The sequence below is a fragment of the Gemmata sp. genome (assembly GCF_051859125.1).
Taxonomy (GTDB): domain Bacteria; phylum Planctomycetota; class Planctomycetia; order Gemmatales; family Gemmataceae; genus Gemmata.
Window position 1 is genome coordinate 114,383 of the sequence record NZ_JBHYGG010000112.1, and the last position, 25,908, is coordinate 140,290.

Sequence of the window (25,908 nt, forward strand, 5' to 3'; positions counted from 1 at the left end):
CTTTATCCAAGAGAATGCCGAGCGCGGAAGCCGAGGCTTGCGCGGCCGCGCAGCGGTACATTCTGATGCTGGGCTGGCCTCTCAAGACGCGCTCGCCCACGCTCGCGAGAGTGCCGACAGCAGCGAGTACGCCAGGCGAAAAGTTCTTGAAGTGGGTTCTTTCGCAGCCGCGATGGCGATCCACCCTGATGTTTTTACGGCGGGCTACTTTTGCGGCGAACATACCGCCAACGCCCTTGCATGGGCCGCGGTCGTAGCTTCTCCCGAACGCGATCAGCCCTCATTAGCAGATGCCAGCAGTATCGAACGGGGTCGGCAGCTGGCGACCCAGGTCGGCTGGCTCCGCGACATCTTCGGGAACCCGTTCCGCCCCGTCGCCTTCTCCTCCGAGTGGCGCACGTCAACGGCGGTGTCACTGGCGCGGCACATGTACGAGTCGCGGGACTTCAGCGCGATGCCCATCCTCGCCGACGCGCTCCAGGACGCCGGGTGCGAGCACGAGGCGGTCCTGGCGCACTGCCGCGACCCGCAGCAGGTCCACGTCCGCGGGTGCTGGGTCGTCGATCTCGTGCGCGGCAAGAGCTGACGCTGCGGTCCCGTGACCGGTTGGCCGGCACAGCCGGCCCTACGCAATTGCCCGCTCCAGGCACCAGTCGAACAGCAGTCGCCACTCGAGCATCTGCACCCGCTGCGCGAGTTCCTCGTCGGCCGAGCCGGTGCCGCGGGCCGCCTCGCAGAAGTCCACGAACGCTTCGGGCGTGGTGAACGTGTAGCCCACGGTCGGGGCCCGTTCGCGGAGCAGCGCCAGCACCGGGTGCGGGCCGACGCGGTTCCACCAGTACTTGCTGTTGAAGGCGTCGGGCTCGCGGCGGTGCATGATCGCGTGCCAGAGACTCCCCGTGCTCGTGCCGACGTCCTGGCTGATCGTGTGCGACTCGTCGAGGTAGTTGAACGCCAGCCACAGCCCCGAGCGGCAGCACGCGGCCATGTCGCGGTCGGCGACCGCGCCCAGCTCGTCGTCGGTCAGCGCAGCGAGCTTCGGCCTCGCGGCCGCCACGGGCGTTCCCGGCCCGAGCGGGGCCGTCGGAAGTGCGGCCAGCAGGTCGGCCAGTGCGGGTGATGGGGTGGGCATGGTGGTCGGTGGCAGAAGTGGCGGGCGGGGCGCTGGTCCCCGCCCAGTTCAACTCACTTGATGAGCTGGACCTCGAACACGAGCGTCGAGTCGGGCGGGATGTCGTCGCCCGCGCCGCGCTTGCCGTAGCCGAGGTCCGGCGGGATCTTGAGCCGGCGGACGCCGCCCGGCTTCATCCCGGGGATGCCCAGCCCCCAGCCCTTCACCACCTCGTTCAGCGAGAACGAGACCGGCTTCCCGCCGACGCTGGAGTCGAACTCCTTGCCGTTGGTGAGCCACCCGGTGTAGTGGACCGTCACGGTCCCGCCGGCCTTCACCGCCTCGCCCTCGCCCACCTTCACGTCCCACACCTCCAGGCCGTTGTCGAGCTTCTTCCACTCGGCGGCCTTCAGGTCGGGCACCTCCGGCTTGGCCCATACCTCGATCATCTCGACCTCGAAGACGAGCGTCGAGCCGGCCGGGATCTTGCCGACGGCGCGGTTCCCGTAGGCCATCTCGGCCGGGATGCGGAGCCGGCGGACGCCGCCGACCTTCATGCCGGGGATGCCCTCCTGCCAGCCCTTGATGACGCCGGTGAGCGGGAACTCGATCGGCTCCTTGCGCAGGACGCTGGAGTCGAAGATCTCGCCGGTGGTGAGCCACCCGGTGTAGTGGACCTTGACCTTGGCCCCGGCCTTGACGAGGGCACCGTCGCCCACCTTCGCGTCCCAGATTTCGAGGCCGGACTTCTGCTTGGCCCATTCCTTCGACTGCAGGTCCGGCAACTTCGGCGCTTCCACGGGTTTCTCCTGTGCGGGCGACGCGGTGGCGAACGCCACCCCGACGCAGACCAGCGGCAACAACAGACGCATAACGGGCGCTCCTTCGTGTCCGGCTCGGCCTGAAAATTCGAAGCACGAAACTCGAAGCACGAAAGGAAGACCCGGAGGTCGGTGCGTTCTTTTCGGATTCCGTGCTTCGAATTTCGAGCTTTCCGGCAAAGCCCGGGGTGCGCATTTTACGCGGTGCGGTCCGGCGGGGGCGGATTTTGGCCAACATACGCGAGCGCACGCGCCAGCGCGTCGTCCGCGGTCAGGGCGCCGGTGTCGAGCGTGAGCCGCGGCACGGTGAGCGCTTCGGCGGTCGCGCTCACGGCCGCGTGCAGCGCGCCCGTGCGGTTCCCGGCCGGGTGCGCGCCGGTCGCGGCGTCGCGGTCCAGGCGGTCGCGGGCCGTCGCCGGGTCGCACACGCACTCGATCACCAGCGGCGCCTGACCCACGTCGCGGCCCAGCGAAAGCAGCGGTTCGACCTGCGCCGCCTTGCGGAACGTGCGGCCGTCGAGGATCACGACGCGGGTCGGGTTCCCGGTGAGCACCTGCCGGGCCGCCGCGAACACCGCCGCCATCGCGACGTCGTCTTGCGCCGAGGAGTAGTCGAGGATCGGGGGCGGGAACAGCGCCGCCCGCACCACGTCCTTGCTCAGCACGACGCCCCCGAGTCGGGCCGCGAGGCCCGCAGCGAGGGTGCTCTTCCCGGTCCCGGGCAGGCCGGCCATGGCGATCAACATCGGGGCTCCCCGCGGCGCGTGATCTTCCGAATTTCATTGGGAACGGTCGGTCCGCTCCCTTAGATTGTGCGGAAACGCAGGGCTCGGAACGGTGGTCGCGGCGAATCGGTGTCATGTTCCGCGCCGCGGCCGCAAATAACTCCGGACGGCGTTCGCACCTCTCAGGAACCGCACCATGACGACCCGAACCACACTCGGCCTCGCGCTGTGCGGGGCCGCCGCCCTCGCGGTCGCCCAGTTCAGCACCGCCGGCCGGCCCGCGGCCGCGCCCGACGACAAGGCCAAAACCGCCGCGCCCGCCGAGGCGAAGGGCGCACGGGCCGCGGAGTTCGTCGCCGCGTTCGACAAGGGCGACGCGAAGGCCGTCGCCGCGTTCTGGACCCCGGACGGCGACTACGTCGACCAGCTCGGCCGCCGGTACAAGGGCCGGGCCGAGATCGAGAAACTGTACGCCAAGCTGTTCGCCGCAAACAAGGGCGCGAAGCTCACCGTGGCCGTGACCTCGGTGCGGGCGGTCGGCACCGACGCCGCGATCGAGGACGGCACCACCCAGGTGACCCCGGCCGGGGGCGGCGCGACGACGACCGGCACGTTCACCGCCGTGCTGGTCAAGAAGGGCGGCGCGTGGTTCTTCGAGAGCGTCCGCGAGACCGTCGCCCACCCGGCGACCCACGCCGAGCACTTCGAGGAACTGGAGTGGCTCCTCGGCGACTGGGAGGGCGAGGCCGCGGAAAAGGGCGCGTCCGGCGTCGCGTCCTACGAGTGGGCCGAGAACGGCAACTTCATCGTGTCGCACTTCGCCGCCACGCTCAACGGCGAGCCGGTCGCCGGCGGCACCCAGTGGATCGGGTGGGACGCGGTCGACAAGCAGGTCCGGTCGTGGTCGTTCTACTCGGGCGGCGGGTTCGGCGAGGCCGTCTGGGCGAAGGACAAGGACGCCGCGAAGTGGACCCTGAAGACGACCGCCCGCACCGCCGACGGCAAGAAGGTCAGCCTCGCGAACGTCATCACCATGGTCGACGCCGACCACCTGACCTGGCAGCCGACACAGGTGACCGTCGACGGCGCGGCCGCGCCGGACGGCCCGGTGGTCAAGATGAAGCGCGCGAAGTGAGCCCCGCCGTCGAGCCACGGGGCTTGTCCCCGTGGTGCCGGGAGGCGCGGAAGACCACGGGGACAAGCCCCGTGGCTCGGCGGCAACGTGCCCGCCGCGCACCCACCACCCCCTGAGGAACCACCCATGTTGAACAAGCTTGCTCTCGCGGCCGCGGCCGCGCTGGTCGCTCTCGCCACCCCGACCGACGCGGGCGCGTACGGTGCGGTCCACCGCGGGTACACGCACGTCGGGCCGGGCGGCGTCTACCACACCGGGGCCACGGCGGTGTCCACCCCGCGGGGCGTCGCCGTCGGCGGGCGCACCACCGCGGTCGGGGCTGGGGACGGCGTGTACCGCTCCGGGTACGGTGCGGGTGCCGGGTACGGCGGGGCCGGCGCGTACGGGTACCGGGGCGTCGGGACCGTCGGGGGCGGCCCGGCCTGGGGGTACAACACCGGGCTCGGCTCGAACTACCGCACCAACACGGCCGCCGCGGCCGCCAACGGGCTGTACCGCTAACGGGGGCGCGGCGACGCGCTCGGCGGCGGCGGCGGGTGATCCGACCCGGTGCGCTGTCGCCGGGGTCGGTGACCCCGGACGCGCCCGGGAGCCCGTCGCGCCGGCCCCACCGGGGCCGGCTACAACAGAGACCGCCCCTGCCCTTGCGGCTCCGCACCGCCCCGTTCCCCCAAGGAGAGCACCGTGATCGAGCAACTCCCCGGTCCGTCCGAGAAGGTCCTCGGGTTCAAGATGTCGGGCAAGCTGCACGACGCCGACTACAAGACGTTCGTGCCCGCCATCGACGCGGCCGCCGCCGGCGGCAAGGTCCGGCTCCTCGCGCAGTTCCACGACTTCCACGGGTGGGACATGCACGCCCTGTGGGACGACATCAAGTTCTCGACCACCCACTGCCGCACCATCGAGCGGATCGCGATGGTCGGCGAGACCACGTGGCAGAAGTGGATGGCGAAGGTGTGCGCCCCGTTCACCGCCGCCAAGGTCAAGTACTTCGACGCCGCCGAGATCGACCAGGCCTGGGCCTGGCTCCAGGAGGCGTGAGCCCGCGCCCGGTGCGGGACGCGCGGGTGCGGAATGTTCGGCTGTCGTGACGGGACGGGACCGCGCGTTTGGGGTCGGGTCGAGGTGACGCCCCCTCACCCGCGACTCGCAGAGCCTCGTCGCGACCTCTCCCCCGAGACCGGGGGCGAGGTGGGGCGCGCCGGCCTCTTCCTGAACTAATCTCCCCGCCTCGCTGCTGAGAAGCCCGACCAGCCCCACCTCGCCCCCCGTCCGGGGGGAGAGGTCGCCGCGCTTCGCGGCGGGTGAGGGGGCCGCGCCGTCGAGATCGTACGGCGCGCACGCTTCACCCGGGTTCGCCGCGTCGCTCGTCGGCGCGCTCGGGTCGGTCGGCGCGTTGGGCACGAGGTCGCCGGTGGCGTCGGGGTCGTCGGGCGGGAGGTCGCCGGGGTAGACCAGCTCGCCCGCGAGCCGCCGCTTCCACACGACCAGGGAGGCGTAGCTCCGGTCCCAGAAGTCGTTCGGGTCCACCTTCTCGTACACCTCGCCCAGCCGCGCCAGCTCCTCGTCGACCTGCTTGGCGAACCACCGCTGGCGGGCGATCCGTGCGTCGTCCAGCGTCGCGAGCCGCGGGTCCGGCGGGGGCCGCTTCGCGCGCTCCTTCGCCCGCGCGTTCCGGTGCCGGGTGAACGTGTTCTCGATCCGGCACAGGGCCTCGGCCGCCTTCTGCCCCTCCGACGGGTTCCCGGTGCGGAGCTGCACGCGGAGCACGAGCATCGACTCGGTCAGCGTGTCCTGCATCAACTCCCGCCGCGCGGCGGCGAGTCGGCGTCGATAGACCGGGTTGCCGCGGCACAGCGCCTTCAGCTCCTCGGGGTCGATGTCGAGGGTGCGGGCGGTGGCGGTCCAGGTCCACCCGTCGGCGCGGAGGTCCGCGGCGCGGGCGTCCACGGTCTCCATGTCGAGGGTGGCGGTGGGCATCGGGGCACTCGGGGGTAGGAGATGCGTGGGTCGGACGCGGACCCAGGGTTTGCACCCTGGGCTACGCATTGCCGCCCCCTTCGGGGGCTCAGGCAATTGGTTGGTTTTGAGTCCCGGAGGGACGACAGTGCGTAGCCCAGGGTGTGAACTTTGGGTTCTGGGGCGGAGGGTGCAAACCCTGGGGCCGCTGGGTGCCGCGGCGAAAACGTGGCTATTTGTACATGCCGAACGGCCGGGGCCGCGTCAAACCGGATTCGCGGAAAAGTGCGCGGGCCCCGAACGGTACGGGTCGCTGGTGCCGCTGCGAAGCACGGCGCCGGGGTTGGGAAGTTCCGTTCCGAGGGCGGGTGGGCGAACGTCCCGAACGTGGGTGGCACGGGATCACGGTCGCCAGCAAGTCGGAACGTTCCGGCCCGAGGCGCTCGTTCAAGGTTGAAGCGGGGGTGAAGTAGGGGTGAAGCGAGTGGATTTGTGCGGTGCGGACGTGCGAGACGGGGTGCGGGCGGCAGAAATGAAAAGTGGCGGGGTGATCCGCTGAGAGCTGTCGCCCAATCAGCCCTTTCGCGGTCACCCCGCCGCACAAGTGTGTTGCACGCGGCGTGCCAAGTGGGTGCGAGCGGAGCGAACGCGGGATCACTCCGTGTCCCACACGACGACCGAGCCGAGGTCGCCGCCGGCCGCGAGCCGGAGCCCGTCGGGCGCGTAGGCCAAACAGAGGACGCGGCCGATGGGCCAGCGGAACGCCTCGCGCTCCCGCCCCGTCGCCGCGTCCCAGAGCTTCACCGTGTTGTCCCAGCTCCCCGTCGCGATCGTCGCCCCGTCCGGGCTGAACGCCACCGCGGAGACGATCGCCTTGTGCCTCAGCTCCAGCCGCAACTGCCGCTTCTCGATGCCGTACACCCGGGTCGCGTAGTCCACCGCGACGGCCACGTTCTTCCCGTCGGGGCTCAGGCCGACGGCGGGGCACGGCTTCTGTTGCGGGAAGTCGATGGGCCGGGCCTTCACGATGTCCCACACGCGGGCCTTGTTGTACCCGGTCCAGGCGACGACCCGCTTCCCGGGGCACACGCCCATCGCCCGCACCCCGTTGGGCTCGGGCCAGTACGGCGACCGCCGCGCGCCGGTGACGGTGTCCCACAGTTCGAGCTTGCCGGCGGTGGACTTCATCCGGTCGCCGACGCCCACGGCCAGCGTGCGGTCGTCGATCAGGCCGAGGGAGGTGACGGGGGTGGCGTTCGAGGGGCCGAACGGCTCCCAGGTGCGGCCGTTGAACCGCCGCCCGTGCCACCCGGCCGAGCCGCCCAGGAAGATGCCGGTGCCGTCGGCGGTGAACGCGACGGCGTGGACCGGCGGGGTGTCCGGGCCGGGCTCGCACAGGAGCTGCCGGCCGCCGCCGAAGTCGCGGAGGAACACGGACCCGTCCCGCGCCGCGCTGGCGAGGGCCGAGCCGTCCGGGGAGAACGCGAGCGCGTAGACCACGGAGGGCCGCGCGACCGCAAGGTGATCCTCGTAGAGCAGCATCTGTCTCGACTCCGCAACCCGAAGGGGCCGGGTCCGGCTATACCGAGCCGTGCGGCATCTGCTAAGAACAAGGGGACAGGAGCCCAGAGGACAGAGGGCAGCGGGCGAAAAGCGAAGCGCCCTCGGCCTTCGCGTCCGGCTTCTGCTCTCCTGAGGTTCTGTCCGCTCGTCTAATCTGGATTCTACCGGGGCGGGGAAGGAGATTCGACCGTGGAAATCGAATGGACCGACGCCGCGCCCGACACGGGAGAACGGAGGTACGTCTCCGCCCGGAAGTTCGCGCGGGTGTGGGAGTTCCGGGTCCGGTTCAAGCGGCGGACCAACTGGGAGCCGCCGCCCGAGGTCACCCGCGACATGTGGGACACCCTCCTCGACGCCCTGGAGCGCCGGTACCGCCGCCGCGAGGGGGTCAGCGACGAGGACCTCGCCGCCGTGCGCAAGATCATCGCGAACCTCAAGCCGCCGCCCCAGGTATAAGAAGCAAATTCGAAGCACGAAATCCGAAAGGGAGACACGGGCTCCTGGTTTTCCTTTCGGATTTCGTGCTTCGTGCTTCGAATTTTCAAGACCCCATGCCCTACACCCCGATCCTCGCCACCCTCGGCTACGTGTTCTCGCCCGACGGGCGGTCGGTGCTGATGGTCCACCGGACCGCCCGCCCGGACGACCCCCACTTCGGGAAGTTCAACGGCCTGGGCGGGAAGCTGGAGCCCGACGAAGACGTGGTCGCGGGGCTCAAGCGGGAGCTCCGGGAGGAGGCCGGGATCGAGTGCGACGCGGTGGAGCTGGCGGGGACGGTCTCGTGGCCGGGGTTCGGCAAGCGGGGCGAGGACTGGTTCGGGTTCGTGTTCCGGGTGACGCGGTTCACCGGGACCCCCCCGGCGGCCAACCCCGAGGGCACTCTGGAATGGGTGCCGGTGGAACAGGTCGGTGCGTTACCCCTGTGGGACGGCGACCGGTACTTCCTCCCGCTGGTGTTCGACCGTGGCGGCCCACAGTTCCACGGGGTGATGCCGTACCGCGACGGAAAGCCACTCGGTTGGCGCTTGACAACTATTCCGCGAGCGTGACAGAATTAAGCCCGTGGCCGAAATTCGCCGCTCGACTCGCAAAGGTTACCGGAAAGCCGCGACGGGTCGCGACGGGTATGCTAGAGTTTCCGCGACTCGCACCGCTGCCGCCGACGCCCCGGCAGAACCACCGTGTGGCCCGCTTACCACGAAGGGGAGGCGGCGTTGACGTTTTTCCCGAAGATCCGATCCAACACCCCCGGGGCGTTGAATCTCCAGGTCGGTGCGGAGCCCTCGCCGGGGTACCGGCTGAAGCGCGTCCGCGGCCGCGGCGGGTTCGCCGAGGTGTGGGAGTGCGACGCGCCCGGCGGGGAGCAGGTCGCGCTCAAGTTCATGCCCAGCTCGAACGCCGCGACGACCGCCCGCGAGATCCGCACGCTCCAGTCGTTCCTGGTGATGGACCACCCCCACCTCATCAAGCACAACGCGGTGTGGTCGCTGCCCGGGTACATCGTCATCAACATGGAGCTGGCCGAGGCCACGCTCCTCGACCTGATGCTCGTGTACCAGAACGAACTGGGCCAGCAGCTCGAGCCGGCGATGCTCGGGCTGTACATGTGGCAGGTGGCCGACGCGCTCGACTTCCTGAACGCCCGCAAGCACGTCCTCGACGGCCGCCGGGTCGGGTTCCAGCACGGGGACGTGAAGCCGAGCAACATCTTGCTGGTCGGCGACGTGGCGAAGCTCACGGACCACGGGCTGGCGACCGCGACCCACGGCACCCGGACCCCGTGCCCGCAGCAGGGCACCCCGGCCTACGCGGCCCCCGAGGCGTTCATCGGGTACTACTCCGAGCAGTCGGACCAGTACAGCCTCGCGGTCACGTACTTCGTGCTGCGGACCGGGCTGCTCCCGTTCCCGCCGACCCCGTCGGACCCGTCGGTGAGCTACATCCGCCCGCTCCCGGACCTGTCCCCGCTGCCCGAGCCCGAGCGGCCGGTGCTCCAGCGGGCGCTCTCGGCCGTGCCCACGTCGCGGTTCCCGAGCTGCAAGGAGTTCGTGACCGCGGTCCTGCGGGCCCAGAAGCTCAAGCCGACCCGCGAGGACGACACGGGGCCGTGGAAGATCGTCAAGGACGACTCGCCCCCGCGGCCCGCGTCGAACCCGAACATCTCGCTCGGCGGCGGCCCGTCGTCCGGCCTGTTCCGCCGCAAGGACCTCACCTGACCCGTTCGAGTGCGGAACGCGGAGTGCGGAACGCGGAACCCCGACCGGCTACGTCGTCTTCCGCTCCGCGTTCCGCACTCCGCACTCCGCACTTCCCATGCTCCAGTTCTTCACCACGACGATGCGGGCCCCGGCCCGGCACCTCACGTTCCGCCGCGCCGCCGCGCTCCACGTCCTGCTCGTCGCCTGCCTCGGCTGGGGGGCCGCCAACGCGGACACCCCGGAGCGGCTCGCGGCCGTCGGGCAGATCGCCCTCGTCCTGGGCGTCGTCGAGGGGGCGTCGCTGGTCGGGTGGCGACTGGCGCAGATCCCCAAGAGCCAGGCGCTCGAGTTCCTGATGGTGTCGCCGCTGCGGCCGCCCCGGGTGTTCGTCGCCGAGGCGCTGGTCGGCGTCGGCCGGTTCGCCCTGGTGTCACTCGCCGGCCTGCCGGTGCTGCTGGTCATGGTCCTCCAGGGGCTCGTCATCCCCGCCGACCTGTGGCCGCTCGGGTTCATGCCGTTCCTCTGGGGCGTGGTCACGGCCCTCGGGCTGACCGTGTGGGCCTACGAACCGGTGCCGGTCCGCCGGGTCGGCGAGGTGGTCGCGCTGCTCGGCGTGCTGTTCTACCTCGTCGTCGGCATCCTCGCGGGCGAGAAGTTGCAGCTCTGGATCTCGGGGCTCCCGCCCGACGTCGGCGAGTGGGTGTTCAACGCCGTGATGCGGATGTTCCAGGAGAACCCGTTCGGCGTGGCGCGGAACTGGTTCCTGCTCCGCGAGGGCCCGGGGACACAGTGGCCGGGGTTCGTGACGGTGAACCTGATCGGGGCCGCGATGGCCGCCGCGTTCACCGCCCGGGCCGCGTTCCGCCTCCGCGGGCACTTCCACGACCGGCACTACAAGCCGCTCGAATCGAACCGCGCGGACCAGTCGGCGCGCATCGGCGAGCGGCCGCTGTCGTGGTGGGCGGTGCGGCGGGTGATGGAGTACTCGGGGCGGGTGAACGTGTACCTCGCGGGCGGGTTCTGCCTGCTGTACTCGGCGTTCATCGTGGCGGGCGACGACTGGCCGTCGTGGATGGGCCGCGCCCCGTTCCTGATCTTCGAGCTGTGGGGCGGGCCGCCGATGGTCGCGGCGTCGATGTGCGTACTGGCCGCGGTGCCGGCCGCGTTCCAGTTCGGCCTGTGGGACCCGACCGTCGCGGACCGGTGCAAGCGCCTCGAACTGCTGCTCCTCACCGACCTGAACGCGGGCGACTACTGGCACGCCTCGCGGGCCGCGGCGTGGCGGCGGGGCCGGGACTACTTCTGGATCGCGTGCCTCGTGTGGGCGGCGCTGGCCGTGTCGGGCCGGGCGCACTGGTACGAGGCACTGGCGGCCGCGGCCGGCGGCATCGCGCTGTGGGCGTTCTCGTTCGCGGTCGGGTTCCGGGCGTTCGGCACCGGGAACCAGGCCGGCGGCACCGCGACCGTGCTGACCCTCGGGTTCCCGCTGCTGCTGTTCGCGCTCCTGCGGGCCGACCTGGAGGCGGTCGCGGCGTTCGTGCCGACCGCCGCGTGCTACCTGCCGGTGCGGAGCGGGATCACCTGGGCCTGGGCCGGCGGGTTCGCGCTGCTCGCGGCCGCGACCTACGCCGTGGCCCGCCGCGGGCTCGCCGACTGCGACGCGAACCTCCGCAAGTGGCTCGACGCCAACCAGGGCCGCAAGGCGGAGTGAGAGAACCCCGGGAACCCGGGGTTGGCCCCTCGGACCCAGGGTTTGCACCCTGGGCTACGCACTGTCGTCCCTCCGGGACTCCGAGCATTTAGCCCCCGAAGGGGGCGGCAGTGCGTAGCCCAGGGTGCCAACCCTGGGTCCAAGGGGCCGCCGCCCCTCCGGGACTCCAAACCCACCGCCCGAGCCCCCGGAGGGGGCGGCAGTGCGTAGCCCAGGGTGCCAACCCTGGGTTCCCGTTGGGGCGTGTGCGACTACCGACACTGCATCTCCCCACCCCGCCGGTTACAACCCCCTTACCTCCGTTCGCGCGAACCACATTCGCGCGGCCGCCGTCTTCTCGTTGGCACCCAACCCGAGGCACACATGGTCACCCGCCTGCCGGTCCGCAACGAGTTCGGCTACCAGTGGATGGTCGCCGGCCCCAACCACTTCCAGGTGTGCGGGCGGACGACCGACGCGCTCCCGGCCGGGGCGTACACGGTGTCGCTCGACAACTGCGGGAACCCGCACTACCACGCCCGCGACCTCCAGGTCGACGAACTCATCAACTTCACCGACAGCCTCCCGGCGAAGGTGCTGGGCGAGATCAAGCTGTTCTGGGCCAGCGGCGAGCGGTTCGCCCGGTACGGGTTCCTGCACCGCCGCGGGTACCTGCTGTACGGCAAGCAGGGGTGCGGGAAGTCGTCGCTGATCCATCAGCTCGTGAGTTCGGTCGTGGCCGAGGGGAACGTCGCGTTCTTCTGCCAGCACCCGTACAGCTTCATCCGGGCCGCGGAGCAGTTCCGCGAGGTCGAGCCCGAGCGGCCGATCGTGTGCATCTTCGAGGACATCGACGCGATCATCGAGCAGTACGGCGACTCGGAACTGCTCCAGTGGCTCGACGGCAACAGCCAGGTGAACAAGGCGGTGAACATCGCCAGCACGAACTACCCGGAGAAGCTCGACCGGCGGATCGTGTCGCGGCCGCGGCGGTTCGACCGCATCCTGCGGATCGACGCGCCGGACGCCCGGGTCCGCGGGGCGTACTTCGACCGCAAGGTGCCCGACCTCGCCCCCGCCGAACTCGCGAAGTGGGTGGAGTTGACCGACGGGCTGCCGTTCGCGGCGCTCGCCGAGGTGGTCATCAGCGTGTGCTGCCTGGGGAACAGTCTGGAGGAGGCGACGGTGCTGCTCAAGAGCCTCGACGCGCACAACCCGTCGAGCCTGGAGTTCGCGAACGCGCCGGAGGCGAACCAGAACGGCACGCCGACCGACGCGAGCCTTCCGTTCTGATTGCTTCGGGCGAGCGGGGGGCGTGAGCCCCCCGAGTTCTTCTGTTCGCGTCGGGCGCTTCGCTCGGGGGGCTCACGCCCCCCGCTCGCCTCACTTCACCTCGCGCGGCACGCCGACGCCGTGCGCACTCACGCGGGCGACGCACACGGGCGCCGGCTTCCCCGCACCGTTCAGCACCGCCTTCAGCGACGCCGCGGTCAGCTCCTCGGCGTCGGTCAGCACCACGATCACGTCCGGCCGCAATGCGAGCGCGGCCCGAACCGCCTCGACGTGGTTGCTGCGACCGCTCGCCTTGAGCGTCCCGAGCGCCGACTCGGCCGCGGCGATGTTCGCGGGGGTCGCCGGCGCGCTCGGACCGGGCACGAGGGGCTTCGCCGCGCTGCTGTACGCGAGCACCTGGAACCGCAAGTCGGCGGGTTGGCGGCGCAGCGTGATAACGAGCGCTGCACGCGCGAGGGTGAGTTTCCCGAACTCGCCCATGCTGCCGGAGCAGTCGAGGACGTACACGACGGTCTGCCCGGCCCTCATCGCGCCGTGAATCGCGGGCGTCAGCGGGGCGGCGGGCGTGGTCGCGCCGGCGGGGCGCACGTTCGGATCACGAACCGCGGTGGGCTGCGCCTGTGGCTTCGGTCGGCGGATGAGCGACACCACTTCCGCCGGTAGCGCGTTCGGAACGCTCGTCTTCACCGGCGTGCGTGTGCCAGCGGTGCCCTCGGCCCGCGGCCTGGGCACTTCGGGCGCGACGGGCGGCTCCGGTGCCGGCGGCTCGGGCTGGGGCGGATCGGGTTCGACCGCTGGCTGCGGCGGCTGGGGCGGGTCCGGGGTCTGAACGGTCACCGAGACTTCTTCGGGCGCGAGCCGCAGCGCGACGTCGCCGACCCGCGTGTCGAGTTCGGTCGGCCCCGACGCACCGCCGCCGGGCCGCAGCGCGACCGACGCCACGCTCACGAGAAGGACGTGAACGACGACCGACCCTGCAAGCGCGAGACGGAAGCGGTTCGCTTTCGAGCGCGGAGGCTGCCCCATGTCGCGGGACATATCGAAGGATTGGCGCGACCGGAAGTGCAGTTTCGGTGTGGCGTCAGGGTAACAGATCAGCAACGGGAACGGTCGCGACCGCGACGCCGTCGAGCACGAGCGGCACGCTGTCGGTCGCGGCGTAGTGCAGGATCGAGGCGTAGGCGGGGGCGTCGCACGGCCCGGACGGCTGCGCGTGAACCTCGACGCGGCGGTCGTCGAGGTTCACGATCCAGTAGCACGCGACGCTGCCGCGGGCGTAGATGCGGGCCTTGTCCTGCTGGTCGCGGAGCAGCGACGTGTTCGCGACCTCGATCAGCAGTCGCGCGTCGGTAGCTGACGGGTGGCGCGTCGTGTAATCGTCCTTGTCCTCGGGAACGACCGCAAGGTCCGGTTCGGGTTGGCTGTCCGAGAAGACCACGGCCGATTGACTCCGGATGTCCCACCCGGCCGGGAGCCGACGTGCGAGTCGCTTGCTGATCCGAAGGACGGTGCCGTCGTGTACGGGGTTCCGGGGCATCTTCAGCACCAGGTAGTTTTCGAGCAACTCCACCTTGTCGTCGGGGGTGAGACTGCCGGACTCGATCATCCGCTGGTACTGGCGAAGGGAAAATCGAGGGATCGAGGCATAGCCCAGAAACGTCGGCGTGATCTGCGTCGTGGCCGTGGACATGCGATGCCTCCGCGAGAACGTCACCGTTATACCGTGGCGCTCGGCCGCAGTGCCAGCCGGGTTGTCACCCACGCCGGCTCACCTGTGCCTGCGGATAATGCCTCAGGAGCGATTCGTACATGGGAATGGCGCTGAGAGCTTGGCGGATCGCGTCCGGTGTGTGCAACTTCGGTTGGCACGCTTCGCACACCGGCAGAGGTAGCACGACAGCCACGTCGAGAGCCTGCTTCCGCACGCGCTTCATTCCCAGGAGGGCAATCAACGCGAGTAACCACCCGAAGAAGAAGGGAAGGAGCAAGCAGCCGAGTTTTTCGACGCCACTGCGATCCGTGCTCCCGGCTTCGTGCTCGCAAGCGACGGCAACTCGCATCATTCCGGAGTTGGGCTGACCACAGCACGCACAATCGCGAGTTCCGGGTAGTTGTCCGGCGACGAGTTGAGTTCGAACCTGGACGAGGATCGGGACCGATGCTTCGCCATCGGCCTTTCGGAGCTTGTGCAGCGGCGGCACCTCGACCGTCTTGCCGCACCCGCAGCGGACCGACGCGCCCGCGTCGGCCCCGGTCACGGTGATCGACTTCCCGCACTCGCACGGAACCTGGTACGGCATTCGGGGCTCACGACAGTGGCATCGGGTCGGCGTGGTACAGGTGGTGCGGGCGGGCCTCGGCGTCGGTCCAGGCCACAGTTTTGGGCAGGCCAAGAGCCGAGTAGATCGTAGCGGCGAAGTTCTCGGGCGTCTGCGGGTCGGTCGCGGGGTACGCGCCGTTCTTGTCCGACGAGCCGACCACGCGGCCGCCCGCCACCCCGCCGCCGGCGCACCACACCGACTGCACCGCCCCCCAGTGGTCCCGGCCCGGCCCCTTGTAGTGCGACTTCAGCGTGCTCAGCCGCGGCGTGCGGCCGAACTCGCCGGCCATCACCACCAGCGTGTCGCCGAGCAGCCCGCGCTGCTCCAGGTCGTCGAGCAGCGCCGACAGCGCGCGATCGGTCGGCGGCAGCAGGCGGTCCTTGAGGTGCGGGAAGGCGTTGCCGTGCGTGTCCCACGTCTCGTTGTTGCCGAGGTTCACCTGCACGAGGTTCACCCCGGCCTCGACGAGTCGCGCCGCCATCAGCAGCGACCACCCGAACGAGTTGCGGCCGTAGCGGTCGAGGTCCTTCGGGTCGGCCCGGTTCAGGTCGAATGCCCGGCGGACGCGCTCGTCGGTGAGGAGCGAAACCGCGTCGGCCCGCGAGTGGCTGAACGCGCCCATGTTGCCGGCCGAGTCGAGCAACTTCCGCTGCTCGTCGATCGCCGCGAGGATGCCGAGCCGGCCGCCGAACCGCTCGCCGTCCACCCCCTCGGGCAGGCCCAGGTCCGGGAGCACGAACCCGCGCCGCTTCGCCTTGTAGTCGCGCTGCTGGTGGTCGAACTCGTACTCGGGGAACGCGCCGTAGGCCTTCGGCTCGAACGCCGACGCTTCGAGGAACCACGGGTCGCGGAGGTGGCCCATCACCCCGGCGAACTGCCCGGGGATCACGCGGCCGGTGTTGTGGACGAGCTTCTCGGGCAACACGACCGCGGGCGGGAGGTTGTTCCGCGGCCGGGTGACCGCCCCGGCGATCGCCGCGAGGCTCGGGTGGTCGGTCGGCTTCGGCGCGGCCGGGCTGAACCCGGTCGGCGCGTCGGACCGCCCGGTCAGCATGATGTGGTGGCCGAGCGAGTGGTCGTTCGACCGGTGCGTGAACGACCGCACGACGGCCCACTTGTCGCTGCGGGCCGCGAGCCGCGGGAGGTGCTCGGTGATGCGGAGGCCGGGCGTCTTCGTGGCGGTGGTGCCGAAGTCGCCGCGGATGCCGTCCGGCGCGTCGGGCTTCGGGTCGAAGCTCTCGTGCTGTGCCAGCCCGCCCGAGAGGAAGACGTAGATCACCGACTTCGCCGCCGCCCGGGGCCTGGCCCCGTCGGCGGCCGCGGCCCGCAGCGGGGCGAGGTGCTCGATTCCGAGGCCGAGCAGACCGGCCGCACCGGCTTGAAGGGCCAACCGACGGGACGGGGAGGGGTGAGAGAGCATGGCAGCGCTCCTGGCAGGTAGCACCAGTCTGCGCGACCCCGCGACCGCGTGCAACCACGAACCGGTTGCGATAAAGTGACGCCACTCGCGGAGTGGGCGACGCTCACGGCCCGAGTGTCCCGACCGACTTGTGGAGAGGCACGGTGGAGAAACTCTACTTCAGTCCCCCCGACGGCCCGACGATGTACGATGCTCTCGACGAGGTACTCCGGCTGATCCGCAGCGGAGATGGTGCCTATTGGCGGGCCGGGGCGGCGCACGGTTCTGTCGCATTTACGAAAGTCAAGGACTCGCCCACGTTCGCGTTGATGCTGACCAGGTTCGGCTTCTACGTCGAAGCGATCTTTACCGAGATCGTGGACCGCCGGCGAACGCGCGTCGCCTACGTCCCCGACGCGAACCTGGGTCGAGCCGAGGTGGCCGAACCGTGGGCGGGGCAGAACACCATGCGCATACCCCGCGACTTCTGCCTCACCCGCGAGCAGTGCGCCGAGGCGGTGCGGCACTTCTGCGAAACGGGCGGGCGCGACCCGCGCGTCAACTGGGTGGACTCGGACGACACCGGCTGGGACACGAACGCCGACAATTGACCGGACCGCCCCCGATAAAATGACCGGACCACGGAGGTGCCGCGCCGATTCACGGCTGGCCCGCGTCACCCCACACGCAGTCGTGGGCCGTGTACCCGCAACTGCTCCGCGAGATCGTCGCGCCGCCGGGGTAACGAAATTTGTTCAGGGGATGCCGAGCGCACGGCAGGTCTGCTCGTAGGTCGCTTCCAGGTCGAGCGGGACGGCATAGTCCTCGGCCAACCACAGCGGGAGCGTAGGGAGCGCACGCCCGAGTTCGAGTGCGTAGGCCCATGTGTCCCAATAAGTCTTACTCCGACCGGTTCGCTGACGGCAGGTGACGGCGTACAACTCCGGCGGGTCCGGCCCGAACGTGGGGTCGGTCAAGTCCAAGGAAGCGAGGAGTTCGACGTAAAGGTTCCCGTGCCGGAGCGTGACCGGATCGACGATCGACACGCACACATCATTTCGAAGCAGGGCGGCACACTTCGTCACAAATGCTTTTCGATGGTCGGGCCGGTCCTTGTTCGCCGGGCTGACGATCTCGACGGCCGCCACGAGCCGCCGGGCTCGGTTCTCGTCGTACACCAGAACCTCGTACTCGTACGGTTCCGGCTGACCGGCGTCGAGCGTCGCCGTCGGCGCGGGTACTGCCCAAGCCGCCGGCGCGGCGGTTGTGGTAACAAGCCCGCCCCCGGGGGGGGGCGCACCGTCGCTTTCAAATCCGGTCACGTCGATCTCGTAGAACGCGCCCAGGTGAACCCGGGGCTCGACGATGTACCCCTTCGGCATGTGGCCGACCAGTTGGAGGACGATCATTGCGGGCCACTGCCCGTGGAACCCCTCCCAGGCGTGTCGCTTGAAGATCGGCGCGTGGAAGTGGTCGCGGAGCGGCATGTGCGGTCCTCCTGCGGCGCAGTGTACCAGAACCGGGGGTTTCTCGCCCCTCGCGCGAGTTACCAACCCGTTACCCACCTTTGTCGTCTGACTGGGTAGAGTACACGCCGCGGGCACAGGAGCCCGCGGCACCTCCCCTTCCTCCGGTTCGCGGAGTCCCGACGATGAAGAAGCTCTTCCGCCCCCTGGCCGTCGCCACCGCGCTCGGCGTCACCGGCATCGCCGGCACCAACTTCCTCCTCGCCCAGGACAAGCCGATCAAGGCGCTCCCGGACGACGTCCGGCGGCTCCTCCCGGTCGACCCGCCCAACGGCCCCCCGGCCAAGCGGCCGGTCTCCCCGGCCGACGAGCCGCCCCCGGTCCGCAGCATCGACGAGCTCCGGCGGCCCGACCGCGGCGGTCTCGGCCCCGTCCGGGCGCCCGGCGGCGCGGCCGACTCGAAGCCCGACACCACGGTCGCCCCGGTGAAGGTCGGCGACGTGATCGCGAAGACCGACTTCGCGGTGAAGCCGAAGGACCTGAGCCCGGCGGTGAAGAAGGGGCTCGAGTACCTCGTGAAGGGCCAGCAGGACGACGGCGGGTGGAACCAGGGCGGCGGGTGGCGGAACGGCACCGGCGGCGGCCGGGTCGAGGGCGCGAAGGTCGAGGACCCGTCGGACATCGGCAACACCTGCTTCGTGCTCCTCGCGCTCCTGCGGGCCGGCAGCACGGCCACCGAGGGCGAGTACAAGGACGCGGTGCAGAAGGGGCTGAAGTACGTCATCGCCCGGGTCGAGAAGGCCGACAAGGACTCGCTGTACGTCACCGACGTCCGCGGCACCCAGCTCCAGAGCAAGATCGGCAACTACGTCGACACGTTCCTCGTGAACCTCGTGCTGGCCGAGTTCCGCGGCAAGTCCGGCGACCAGGAGAAGCAACTCGTCGCGGCGCTCGAGAAGACGATGACCAAGATCGTGCGGCACCAGACGGCCGACGGCGGGTTCGCCGGGAACAACGGGTGGGCCACGACGCTCTCGATGGGCATCTGCAACAAGAGCCTCGTGCGGGCCAAGGAGCGCGGCGCGGTCGTGGACGACAAGGCGCTGGCCCGGGTGCTGGCGCAGGCGAAGAGTTCCGTCGACAACACCGCCCCGGTCGCGGCCGCGGACCCGAAGCCGGCCGGCCCCGGCGGGGTCGCGGCGGCCCCCCCGGCGGTGGCCGCGATGGCCGGCAAGGCCGGTGACGCGGGCGTCGCCCTGTACCGCGTCGGCCAGGGGGCCGGCAACTACCAGGACGTCGTCAACAGCCTCCGGCTCGACGCCGAGAAGGCCCGCAAGGTGCTCGCCGACGACAAGGCCCCGAAGGACGAGCGGGACCGCGCCGAGAAGAAGCTCGAAGAGGTGAAGGTCGCCGAGGTCCAGAACGACAAGGTGCAGGCCGACCTCGCCAAGAACGTCCGCAACGACAACTTCGTCGCCGGGTTCGGCAACAACGGCGGCGAGGAGTTCCTGAGCTTCATGAACATCAGCGAGACCCTCGTGCTCCTCGGCGGCAAGGACTGGGACGACTGGGACGCCAAGATGGTCAAGGGGCTCGAAAAGGCCCAGGACAAGGACGGGAGCTGGCAGGGGCACCACTGCATCACCGGCAAGACGTTCTGCACCGCCGGCGCGCTGCTCGTCCTGCTCGCCGACCGCACCCCGTTCCCGACCGAGGTCATCAAGGCCGCTCGCGAGAAGAAGGAGGCCAAGCCGGCCGAGCCGAAGACGGGCGAGTCGCAGCCGGGCGGCCCGGCACCCGCGAAGTGACCAGCGCGTGTAGTAAGACAGAAAGCGATGGCACGCGGACGACGCGGATGAAAGACAAGATGAGGAGCCGATCAGATGAAGACCGGTCTTTGAAATGCGGTCCTGTCTGATCCTCTTGATCCGGTCTTTCGTCCGCGTCGTCCGCGTGCCATCGCTTCGCTTCCCAACGCCCCGTCGCAGGAACCCCGTCATGCGTCGCGCCCTCCCCGCCCTCGCCGCGTTCCTCTGTCTCGCCGGGTGCTCGCGCGGCCCGGCTCCCGTCCCCGACGTCGTGGTCACCGCCCCAACCGACGACGGCATCCCGGCCCCGCGGCCCGTCACCCGCAGGCCCGCGAGCGAGGCGCTCGCCCACGGCGTGACCCACCTCCTCTCGAAGCAAAGCGGCGACGGCGCGTGGCGGTCGGACGTGTACGCCACGTTCAAGGACGGCACCGCCCTCACGCCGTTCGCCGTGGTCGCGCTCCAGGAGGCGCACGACGCCGGCGCCCGCACCCCCGCGGTCGAGGCGGCCATCACGAAGGGCGTCGCGTGGCTCGCGAAGCTGTCCCGCAAGGACGGCACCATCGACCCCGGACCGGACGGGCTCGACTACCCGCTGTACACGGCCGCGCTCGCGATCAAGGCGTACTCGCACCCGACGGCGCACAACTTCCTCGTGGCCCGCGACGGGTGGGTGAAGTACCTCAAGGAGCGGCAACTGACCGAGGCGCTCGGGTGGAAGCCGAACGAGAAGCCGTACGGCGGGTGGGGCTACTGCCGCGTGCTGCCGAAGAAGCCCGAGCCGAACGCCATCGCCCCGGCGCTGATCGAGTCGAACCTCTCTGCCACGCTGTTCGCGCTCGACGCGCTCAAGACCGCCGGCGAACTCGACGACGCCACCGCGAAGGCGGCGGTTCTGTTCGTGCGCCGGTGTCACAACTACTGGCCGTTCGTGACGCTTCAAATCAAAGGCATCGACGGCGGGTTCCACTTCATCTACGACGACCCGACTCGCAACAAGGCCGGGATCGTACCGTTCCGAGATGCCCCGCCCGGGCTCAAGCTCGACATGAAGCACGCCTTCCGACCCGAACCGGCTGTGGAACCGGAACCGGGTCCGTCGCACACTTTCAACTCCTACGGGAGCGCGACCGCGGATGGGGTTCGCGCCTTGGCGATCTGCGATCGGGGTGCGGGAGATGATCCCCTGCGTCCACTTGTCGCTCGCTGGTGGCTCGAACAACACTTCCGCGCCGACACGCACCCGGGCACCTACGTGAAGGCGCACGAGCCGAACCGCGAGGCGGTGTACTTCTACTACGCCGCGTCGGCCGCCAAGGCGTTCCGCGACCTCAAGCTGGCGCTGCCCGACGGGCGCTCCTGGGCCGACGAGTTGTCGCGCGAGTTGGTGCTGCGGCAGAAGCCCGACGGGAGCTGGGTGAACGCGGTCGAGTTGGTCCGCGAGAACGACCCGCTCGTCGCAACGTGCAGCGCGGTGTCGGCGCTCGCGACCTGCGCCACGCCCCGACCGTGAAGCACCCGAACCCGGGGTTGGTACCATCGGTCCCAGGGTTCACACCCTGGGCTACGGACTGTCGTCCCTCCGGGACTCCGAGCACTGAGCCCCCGAACGGGGGCGGCCGCGTGCCCCAGGGTGCCAACCCCGGGGCACGTGGTCCCCCACGTCGCGGCATGGGATGTGCTTCTTCGGACCTTACGGTGGGTTCCCACCTTTCTCCCAGGTCCGGAGGACTCCATGCCACCTACGACGAAGCCCGCGGCCCTCTTCGCGGCCGGCCTCCTGTTCGGCAGCGCGTTTCTCATCGCCCGGCCGGACGACAAGACCAGGCCCGTCCGCGACCCGGCCGCCGAGGCCGTCGCCGCCAAAGCCGCACCGGTCGAGCGGCCCGAGCAGAAGGAAACGGCGCACGACAAGTCCGAGAAGTTCGACTGGAAGAAGCCCGCCCCCCTGACGCCGGCGCTCAAGGACCAGCCCAACGGCGGCCGCATCACCGGGTTCGAGTTCTCCCGCGACCCGCTCGGGGCCGACCACCCGTTCCAGACGCTCGCCGAGGTCATGAAGAAGGAGTCGGAGGCGCGGCCAAAGGTGGCGGCGGCCCAGCGGAAGCTCCTCGAGGCCCGGTACGACCTCAAGCCGAAGTTCGACGAGGCCACGAAGATGGCCCGCGGCAAGCCGCTGTGCGTCGGCCCGACCGCGAGGCTCGCCGAGGGCGTGACGTGGGAGAAGCTCGCGGGCATGTCGCCGGCCGAGGTCAAGAAGGCCGGCGCGTTCCCGTACCCGTCGCTGCCGCACCCGCTCCACGCGAACGGCGGGCAGGTGTTCCCCGCCATGCAGATCAAGATGTTCCCGCGGCTGGAGCGGTTCGACGTCGAGTTCGACCTGCCCGAAGAGTTCCTCCCCGAGTTCCCGCCCGCGATGTTCCTCCAGCAGCGGCCGGAGCTGGGCGACGTGTCCCGCGGCCAGGTGATCCACCTGGGCAACTTCCGCGAGCTGCTCAAGGAGATCATGACGCCGGTCCAGCTCGAGGGCATGCGGGTGCTGCTGACGCCGCTGCCCCAGGAGGAGTTCAACCTGACCGACGACCGCAAGACCCCGCACCCGCAGATGGGGGTCGCGTGCTTCGACTGCCACGTCAACGGTCACACCACGGCGCAGTTCCACCTGAGCCCGGACATCCGCCCGCAGGAGCGCCGGTTCCGGCTCGACACGACCAGCCTCCGCGGCGTGTTCAACCAGCAGATCCACGGGAGCAAGCGGAGCATCCGGTCGCTCGACGACTTCACCGAGTTCGAGCAGCGGACCGCGTACTTCAACGGCGACCCGATCCGGGCGGCCAAGAAGGGGATGCAGGAGATCCCGCGGCTGAACATCCCGCACGCGTCGCAGGCCCAGGCGATGCTCGACTTCCCCCCGGCCCCGAAGCTGAACCTGCTCGGCCGCCTCGACCCGAAGAGGGCCAGCGACAGCGAGAAGCGCGGCGAGGAGGTGTTCTTCGGGAAGGGCAAGTGCGCGGTGTGCCACCCGGCCCCGTTCTACCTCGACCACCAGATGCACGACCTGCACCTGGAGCGGTTCCTCGACGAGCCGGGCGACGGGCCGATCAAGAGCTTCACCCTCCGCGGCATCAAGGAGAGCCCGCCGTACCTGCACGACGGCCGGTGCCTGACGCTGGAGGACACGGTCGAGTTCTTCAACCTCGTGCTGGAGCTGAACCTGACCGCGGCCGAGAAGGCCGACCTCGTCGCGTTCCTGAAGTGCCTGTGACGTGTTGCCGGTGACCGCGGCCGGCGGGTCCGTGTCTGGTTCTGGTCCGGACGAGACACCGACCGCTCGGGTCCGGGAGGACCCGTCAGCCTCGGGCCATCCGCTCCGGCACCCGAGTTGCTGAGTCATCCCCCGTCCGTGTGGTCCGATCACACCCAAGGAGAACCGACGTGGCGAACGCAACTCAATTCCCGATGACGCACCAGGGCGTCCGCGACCTGGACAACCCGGTCCGGCCGGGCCGCAGCCGGGTGAACGTGGGGCCGAACGAGCGGGTGGCGTCGTCCCTGGGCGGGGCGGTGCTCGCGGGCGCGGGCCTGGGCCAGGGCGGGCTGCTGGGGCTCGCACTGGCGGCCCTCGGCGCGTCGCTGATCTACCGCGGCCAGACCGGGCACTGCTCGCTGTACTCCGCGGCCGGCGTCAACACCGCGCGGTGATTCTCCCGAACCACGGGAACGCGACAGGGCCGGGGATCACTCCCCGGCCCTGCCCGTTGCGCCGCGGCTGTGAGCGTCAACCGCGGCGAGTGAATCGGGCGGGATGGGTGAGGGGCGACCACCTGGACCTCGTGCCGATCACGTTGCCTCGTTCCGCGGGCTCTCAGAGGTCGCCCGCCACCTCGCCGCCGGCCCGGGTGCCGGCCCCCAGCCACGCGGTCGGGTCGACACCGTCACGGACGAACCGCACCGAGCCGTCGGCCATCGCGGCGTTCACCCCGCCCGTGTGCCGGCTCCGCGCCAGGACGAGCAGGTCGGTGCCGCTCGCCGCCTCGCACGGGGCGGTCGGGATGCTCTGGCAGTGGTTCACCCGGTCGCTCACCGTCTTCGAGTTCGGCGTCCCCATCGTGCTGAACAGCACGCCGCCCGACCGGGCGTTGTTCCAGATCCGCCCGCGGGTGTCGTGCCCGGCCGCGTCGGGCGACAGCACGATCTCGCTCACCAGCACCGTGTTCGAGGTGCCGTCGGTGACCCCCAAGAGCGTGACCCGCAGGGCCGGGTTCGGCGAGAACACCCCGTTGAGCGACTGGAACGCGGCGGTGCCGCTCGACCCGTTGAACCGCGTGTTCCCGGCACAGGCGACGAAGTTCGAGTGGAACCCCTGGTTGCCCGCGAACGTGGTGGTCTTCGGCGACGCCGGGTCCGACGTGCAGGTGAGGAACGGGATCGGCGTCGGGGCGTACTGCGCCGTCGGGGCGACGGCGTAGAGGGCGTTGGTCGCGCCGACGTCGATGACGGCCTGACCCATCGTGGGCTGCTCGATGTACGGGAGCAGGTAGTGGCACCACACGCGGCGGTCCTCGCCGGAGTAGGCCGCGCCGTCGGACCCGACGGCGTTGTTCATCCCCGCGGGGAGGGCGTTGGTCGCGTCGTGGAAGTTGTGGGCCGCGAGCGCGACCTGCTTCATGCTGTTCTGGCACTTCGCCCGTGCGGCCGCCTCGCGGACCTTCTGCACCGCCGGGAGCAGGAGCCCGATCAGGACCGCGATGATCGCGATGACGACGAGCAGCTCGATCAGCGTGAACCCGCGGGCCGCAGGGGACGGCTTCATCTCGGAACCCTCGTGGGGGGTGGATTCGATCTGCAAGGGTGATGGCACCCCGCCGCCGAACCTTTCACGAGCGTTCCGAATTTTGTCGGTCGGTCAGCCGAAGTCGTACACCGTCACGGCCACGCCGCGGCCGCAGAGGTGCTCCTCGACGAGCGGCTCGATCCGCGACCACTCGCCGCCGGCCAGCCCGCACCCGATCCGCGGCATGTGGACCGACGCACCGAGTTCGAGTGCCTTCTGGGCCACGTGTCGCAAACACGCGGCGACCGCGGCGTAGCGGATCGGCGGGCCGGAACTCCCGGTCCTCACGCCCCGCTGCCCGACCATGTTGGCGACCCAGATGTGCGGCTCGACCTGAACGAACTGAACCTCACCGAGCTTCAACCCGGCGGCCGCCCACGTCCGGTACGCGGCCTCGGGCTCCTTCCAGCGCCGGGAGACGGCCAGGACGAACCCTTTGCCCCACTTCCCGAGGTCGTTGCAGACGTGGCACACGATCTTGGTGCCACGCGCCTGCGGGCACGTGGCATCGCCCTTGAGACATGTAATGACCATTTCCCCTCCGAGGTATGAACCTCAGACGGGGACACCGGCGCACCGGCCCACGTTCGCAGCGGGCGGGCAGAACCTCATGTGCTGGAGAGGAGAGGTGCGGCGCAGAGGGGGCGTCACTCCCAGGCCCAGCGGCTGCGGGGGACGAGGATGAACCCGCCGGCGACGGGGAACCGGTCGTACCGCCCGACCCGCTCGGGCGGGCCGCTCACGGCCATCGTGTCGCCGCGGCGGAGGACGGTGCCCGGGGGCGGCGGCTCGCTCGTGCCCGCGGCGTACACCCGGCACGCGAACGTCGTGGTCATGCGGATCCGCTCGCGGCCGGTGACGACGACGTGCCGCCCGCAGACCGTTCGGCCGGCCAGGTGGTAGAGCGTGTGCGCCCAGCACCCGCACGTGTCGCACGGCCGCTCGGCACCGTCCTCCCGCGTGTACACCCGCCCGTCCGTGCCCCGATAAACTCCGCGGACGCTCGTGGGCTTCAGGCGTACAGTCGGCATGCCGCGGTCCTCGGTGTGACGGGCGAGTTGAACGGTTTAGGGCGCGGGTGCCGGCGCGTCAAACGCGCGGGCCCCACAACGCCGGAAGGGGCCGGCCGGTATCGGCTTGCGGGTCGCGCCGATTTTTCCGCGCAACCGCCGGCCCCCCGGGCGTCTCACGGGCGGCTCATCCGCGTCTCAGCGGCGCTTCATGGACCCCGGCTATCTTGGCGGTGCCCGCGACGGAGACCGTGCAATGCTGCTGACCGCTCTCGCCGTGATCTGCCCGCCGCTCGCCGTCCTGGCGACCGGGGACCGGTCCGCGGCCGCCGCCAACCTCGGGCTGACGATGTGCCTGTACGTGCCCGGCCTGACGCACGCCCTCGGCGTGGTGGACCGCCACGCCACCGCCCGCCGGTACTCGGCCGTCATGCGGGCGCTCGACCGCTCCGCGCTGGCGCGCGGCCGGGTGTGACGCCGAGTTGCTGTGTTGAAATCCGTCGCCTCACGCGGGCCGCCACGGAGGGCGGCCCCTACGAACCAAAAGCTGAGATCTGGTAGGGGCCGCCCTCCGT

At 70.5% G+C, this 25,908-nt stretch carries 27 protein-coding genes; 15 read left to right on the forward strand and 12 right to left on the reverse strand.

The genetic code is table 11. The features are described 5' to 3' along the window. The first annotated feature begins 427 nt into the window (after positions 1–427). Positions 428–586, forward strand: a complete 159-nt coding sequence (locus ACTIGN_RS12225; protein WP_439624169.1) for a hypothetical protein — start codon at positions 428–430, stop codon at positions 584–586. Positions 587–625: 39 nt separating this feature from the next. Here ACTIGN_RS12225 and ACTIGN_RS12230 read toward each other — a convergent pair whose 3' ends face one another. From ACTIGN_RS12230 to ACTIGN_RS12240, 3 genes are all read right to left on the reverse strand, one after another. Beyond that, complete coding sequence (locus ACTIGN_RS12230) at positions 626–1,132, reverse strand: hypothetical protein (RefSeq protein ID WP_439624171.1); 507 nt, start codon at positions 1,130–1,132, stop codon at positions 626–628. Positions 1,133–1,185: 53 nt separating this feature from the next. Next, entirely contained in the window at positions 1,186–1,983 is a 798-nt protein-coding gene (locus ACTIGN_RS12235; RefSeq protein ID WP_439624173.1) for an FKBP-type peptidyl-prolyl cis-trans isomerase, read from the reverse strand. Positions 1,984–2,129: 146 nt separating this feature from the next. Further along, positions 2,130–2,678 carry an AAA family ATPase gene (locus ACTIGN_RS12240; RefSeq protein WP_439624175.1) on the reverse strand — a complete coding sequence of 183 codons (549 nt, stop codon included), beginning with the start codon at positions 2,676–2,678 and terminating at the stop codon, positions 2,130–2,132. A 175-nt stretch (positions 2,679–2,853) separates the two neighbouring features. Here ACTIGN_RS12240 and ACTIGN_RS12245 point away from each other — a divergent pair, with 175 nt between their 5' ends. The 3 genes from ACTIGN_RS12245 to ACTIGN_RS12255 all read left to right on the forward strand — a co-directional run bounded on the left by ACTIGN_RS12245 (position 2,854) and on the right by ACTIGN_RS12255 (position 4,833). After that, the gene (locus tag ACTIGN_RS12245) at positions 2,854–3,792 is read left to right on the forward strand and encodes an SgcJ/EcaC family oxidoreductase (RefSeq protein ID WP_439624177.1); all 939 of its coding nucleotides are present in this window, start codon (positions 2,854–2,856) and stop codon (positions 3,790–3,792) included. 126 nt (positions 3,793–3,918) lie between these two features. Then, positions 3,919–4,293, forward strand: coding sequence for a hypothetical protein (locus ACTIGN_RS12250; RefSeq protein WP_439624179.1), 375 nt, complete (start codon positions 3,919–3,921; stop codon positions 4,291–4,293). 183 nt (positions 4,294–4,476) lie between these two features. Next, entirely contained in the window at positions 4,477–4,833 is a 357-nt protein-coding gene (locus tag ACTIGN_RS12255; protein WP_439624181.1) for an STAS/SEC14 domain-containing protein, read from the forward strand. Positions 4,834–6,405: 1,572 nt separating this feature from the next. Here ACTIGN_RS12255 and ACTIGN_RS12260 read toward each other — a convergent pair. Beyond that, a complete protein-coding gene (locus ACTIGN_RS12260; RefSeq protein ID WP_439624183.1) occupies positions 6,406–7,293 on the reverse strand; it encodes a WD40 repeat domain-containing protein in 888 nt (295 codons plus the stop codon). 210 nt (positions 7,294–7,503) lie between these two features. On the opposite strand from ACTIGN_RS12260, the gene ACTIGN_RS12265 reads away from it, so the two are divergent. The 5 genes from ACTIGN_RS12265 (at position 7,504) to ACTIGN_RS12285 (ending at position 12,495) form a co-directional block, all read left to right on the forward strand. Further along, positions 7,504–7,770, forward strand: a complete 267-nt coding sequence (locus tag ACTIGN_RS12265) for a hypothetical protein (protein ID WP_439624185.1) — start codon at positions 7,504–7,506, stop codon at positions 7,768–7,770. Between the two features lie 95 nt (positions 7,771–7,865). Continuing rightward, positions 7,866–8,363: an NUDIX hydrolase gene (locus tag ACTIGN_RS12270; protein ID WP_439624187.1), complete on the forward strand. Its 498-nt coding sequence runs from the start codon at positions 7,866–7,868 to the stop codon at positions 8,361–8,363. Positions 8,364–8,528: 165 nt separating this feature from the next. After that, positions 8,529–9,530 carry a serine/threonine-protein kinase gene (locus ACTIGN_RS12275; protein ID WP_439624189.1) on the forward strand — a complete coding sequence of 334 codons (1,002 nt, stop codon included), beginning with the start codon at positions 8,529–8,531 and terminating at the stop codon, positions 9,528–9,530. 97 nt (positions 9,531–9,627) lie between these two features. Then, positions 9,628–11,223, forward strand: a complete 1,596-nt coding sequence (locus ACTIGN_RS12280; protein ID WP_439624191.1) for a hypothetical protein — start codon at positions 9,628–9,630, stop codon at positions 11,221–11,223. Between the two features lie 363 nt (positions 11,224–11,586). Next, complete coding sequence (locus tag ACTIGN_RS12285) at positions 11,587–12,495, forward strand: AAA family ATPase (RefSeq protein ID WP_439624193.1); 909 nt, start codon at positions 11,587–11,589, stop codon at positions 12,493–12,495. A 90-nt stretch (positions 12,496–12,585) separates the two neighbouring features. On the opposite strand, the gene ACTIGN_RS12290 is transcribed toward ACTIGN_RS12285, so the two are convergent. The 4 genes from ACTIGN_RS12290 to ACTIGN_RS12305 form a co-directional block, all read right to left on the reverse strand. Next, complete coding sequence (locus ACTIGN_RS12290; RefSeq protein WP_439624195.1) at positions 12,586–13,521, reverse strand: vWA domain-containing protein; 936 nt, start codon at positions 13,519–13,521, stop codon at positions 12,586–12,588. A gap of 55 nt (positions 13,522–13,576) precedes the next feature. Further along, a complete protein-coding gene (locus ACTIGN_RS12295; RefSeq protein WP_439624197.1) occupies positions 13,577–14,185 on the reverse strand; it encodes a Uma2 family endonuclease in 609 nt (202 codons plus the stop codon). 64 nt (positions 14,186–14,249) lie between these two features. Further along, positions 14,250–14,795 carry a hypothetical protein gene (locus ACTIGN_RS12300; protein ID WP_439624199.1) on the reverse strand — a complete coding sequence of 182 codons (546 nt, stop codon included), beginning with the start codon at positions 14,793–14,795 and terminating at the stop codon, positions 14,250–14,252. 7 nt (positions 14,796–14,802) lie between these two features. Continuing rightward, positions 14,803–16,236: a DUF1501 domain-containing protein gene (locus tag ACTIGN_RS12305; RefSeq protein ID WP_439624201.1), complete on the reverse strand. Its 1,434-nt coding sequence runs from the start codon at positions 16,234–16,236 to the stop codon at positions 14,803–14,805. Between the two features lie 143 nt (positions 16,237–16,379). Here ACTIGN_RS12305 and ACTIGN_RS12310 point away from each other — a divergent pair, with 143 nt between their 5' ends. Continuing rightward, a complete protein-coding gene (locus ACTIGN_RS12310; RefSeq protein WP_439624202.1) occupies positions 16,380–16,826 on the forward strand; it encodes an Imm1 family immunity protein in 447 nt (148 codons plus the stop codon). A gap of 144 nt (positions 16,827–16,970) precedes the next feature. Here the strand turns inward: ACTIGN_RS12310 and ACTIGN_RS12315 are convergent, their stop codons facing one another. Beyond that, a complete protein-coding gene (locus ACTIGN_RS12315; RefSeq protein ID WP_439624204.1) occupies positions 16,971–17,702 on the reverse strand; it encodes a DUF4058 family protein in 732 nt (243 codons plus the stop codon). Positions 17,703–17,866: 164 nt separating this feature from the next. Here ACTIGN_RS12315 and ACTIGN_RS12320 point away from each other — a divergent pair, with 164 nt between their 5' ends. The 4 genes from ACTIGN_RS12320 (at position 17,867) to ACTIGN_RS12335 (ending at position 23,191) form a co-directional block, all read left to right on the forward strand. Beyond that, positions 17,867–19,489, forward strand: a complete 1,623-nt coding sequence (locus ACTIGN_RS12320) for a hypothetical protein (protein WP_439624206.1) — start codon at positions 17,867–17,869, stop codon at positions 19,487–19,489. A 190-nt stretch (positions 19,490–19,679) separates the two neighbouring features. Next, entirely contained in the window at positions 19,680–21,002 is a 1,323-nt protein-coding gene (locus ACTIGN_RS12325; RefSeq protein ID WP_439624208.1) for a prenyltransferase/squalene oxidase repeat-containing protein, read from the forward strand. 222 nt (positions 21,003–21,224) lie between these two features. Continuing rightward, positions 21,225–22,754 carry a cytochrome B6 gene (locus ACTIGN_RS12330; protein WP_439624210.1) on the forward strand — a complete coding sequence of 510 codons (1,530 nt, stop codon included), beginning with the start codon at positions 21,225–21,227 and terminating at the stop codon, positions 22,752–22,754. Positions 22,755–22,924: 170 nt separating this feature from the next. Beyond that, positions 22,925–23,191: a YgaP-like transmembrane domain gene (locus ACTIGN_RS12335; RefSeq protein WP_439624211.1), complete on the forward strand. Its 267-nt coding sequence runs from the start codon at positions 22,925–22,927 to the stop codon at positions 23,189–23,191. Between the two features lie 163 nt (positions 23,192–23,354). Here the strand turns inward: ACTIGN_RS12335 and ACTIGN_RS12340 are convergent, their stop codons facing one another. The 3 genes from ACTIGN_RS12340 to ACTIGN_RS12350 all read right to left on the reverse strand — a co-directional run bounded on the left by ACTIGN_RS12340 (position 23,355) and on the right by ACTIGN_RS12350 (position 25,354). Further along, the gene (locus tag ACTIGN_RS12340; RefSeq protein WP_439624213.1) at positions 23,355–24,302 is read right to left on the reverse strand and encodes a DUF1559 family PulG-like putative transporter; all 948 of its coding nucleotides are present in this window, start codon (positions 24,300–24,302) and stop codon (positions 23,355–23,357) included. A gap of 93 nt (positions 24,303–24,395) precedes the next feature. After that, positions 24,396–24,857 carry a macro domain-containing protein gene (locus tag ACTIGN_RS12345; protein ID WP_439624215.1) on the reverse strand — a complete coding sequence of 154 codons (462 nt, stop codon included), beginning with the start codon at positions 24,855–24,857 and terminating at the stop codon, positions 24,396–24,398. Positions 24,858–24,970: 113 nt separating this feature from the next. Continuing rightward, positions 24,971–25,354 carry a hypothetical protein gene (locus tag ACTIGN_RS12350; protein ID WP_439624217.1) on the reverse strand — a complete coding sequence of 128 codons (384 nt, stop codon included), beginning with the start codon at positions 25,352–25,354 and terminating at the stop codon, positions 24,971–24,973. Between the two features lie 235 nt (positions 25,355–25,589). Between ACTIGN_RS12350 and ACTIGN_RS12355 the strand changes: the two genes are divergently transcribed. After that, a complete protein-coding gene (locus tag ACTIGN_RS12355; protein WP_439624219.1) occupies positions 25,590–25,808 on the forward strand; it encodes a YqaE/Pmp3 family membrane protein in 219 nt (72 codons plus the stop codon). The last annotated feature ends 100 nt before the right edge of the window (positions 25,809–25,908 follow it).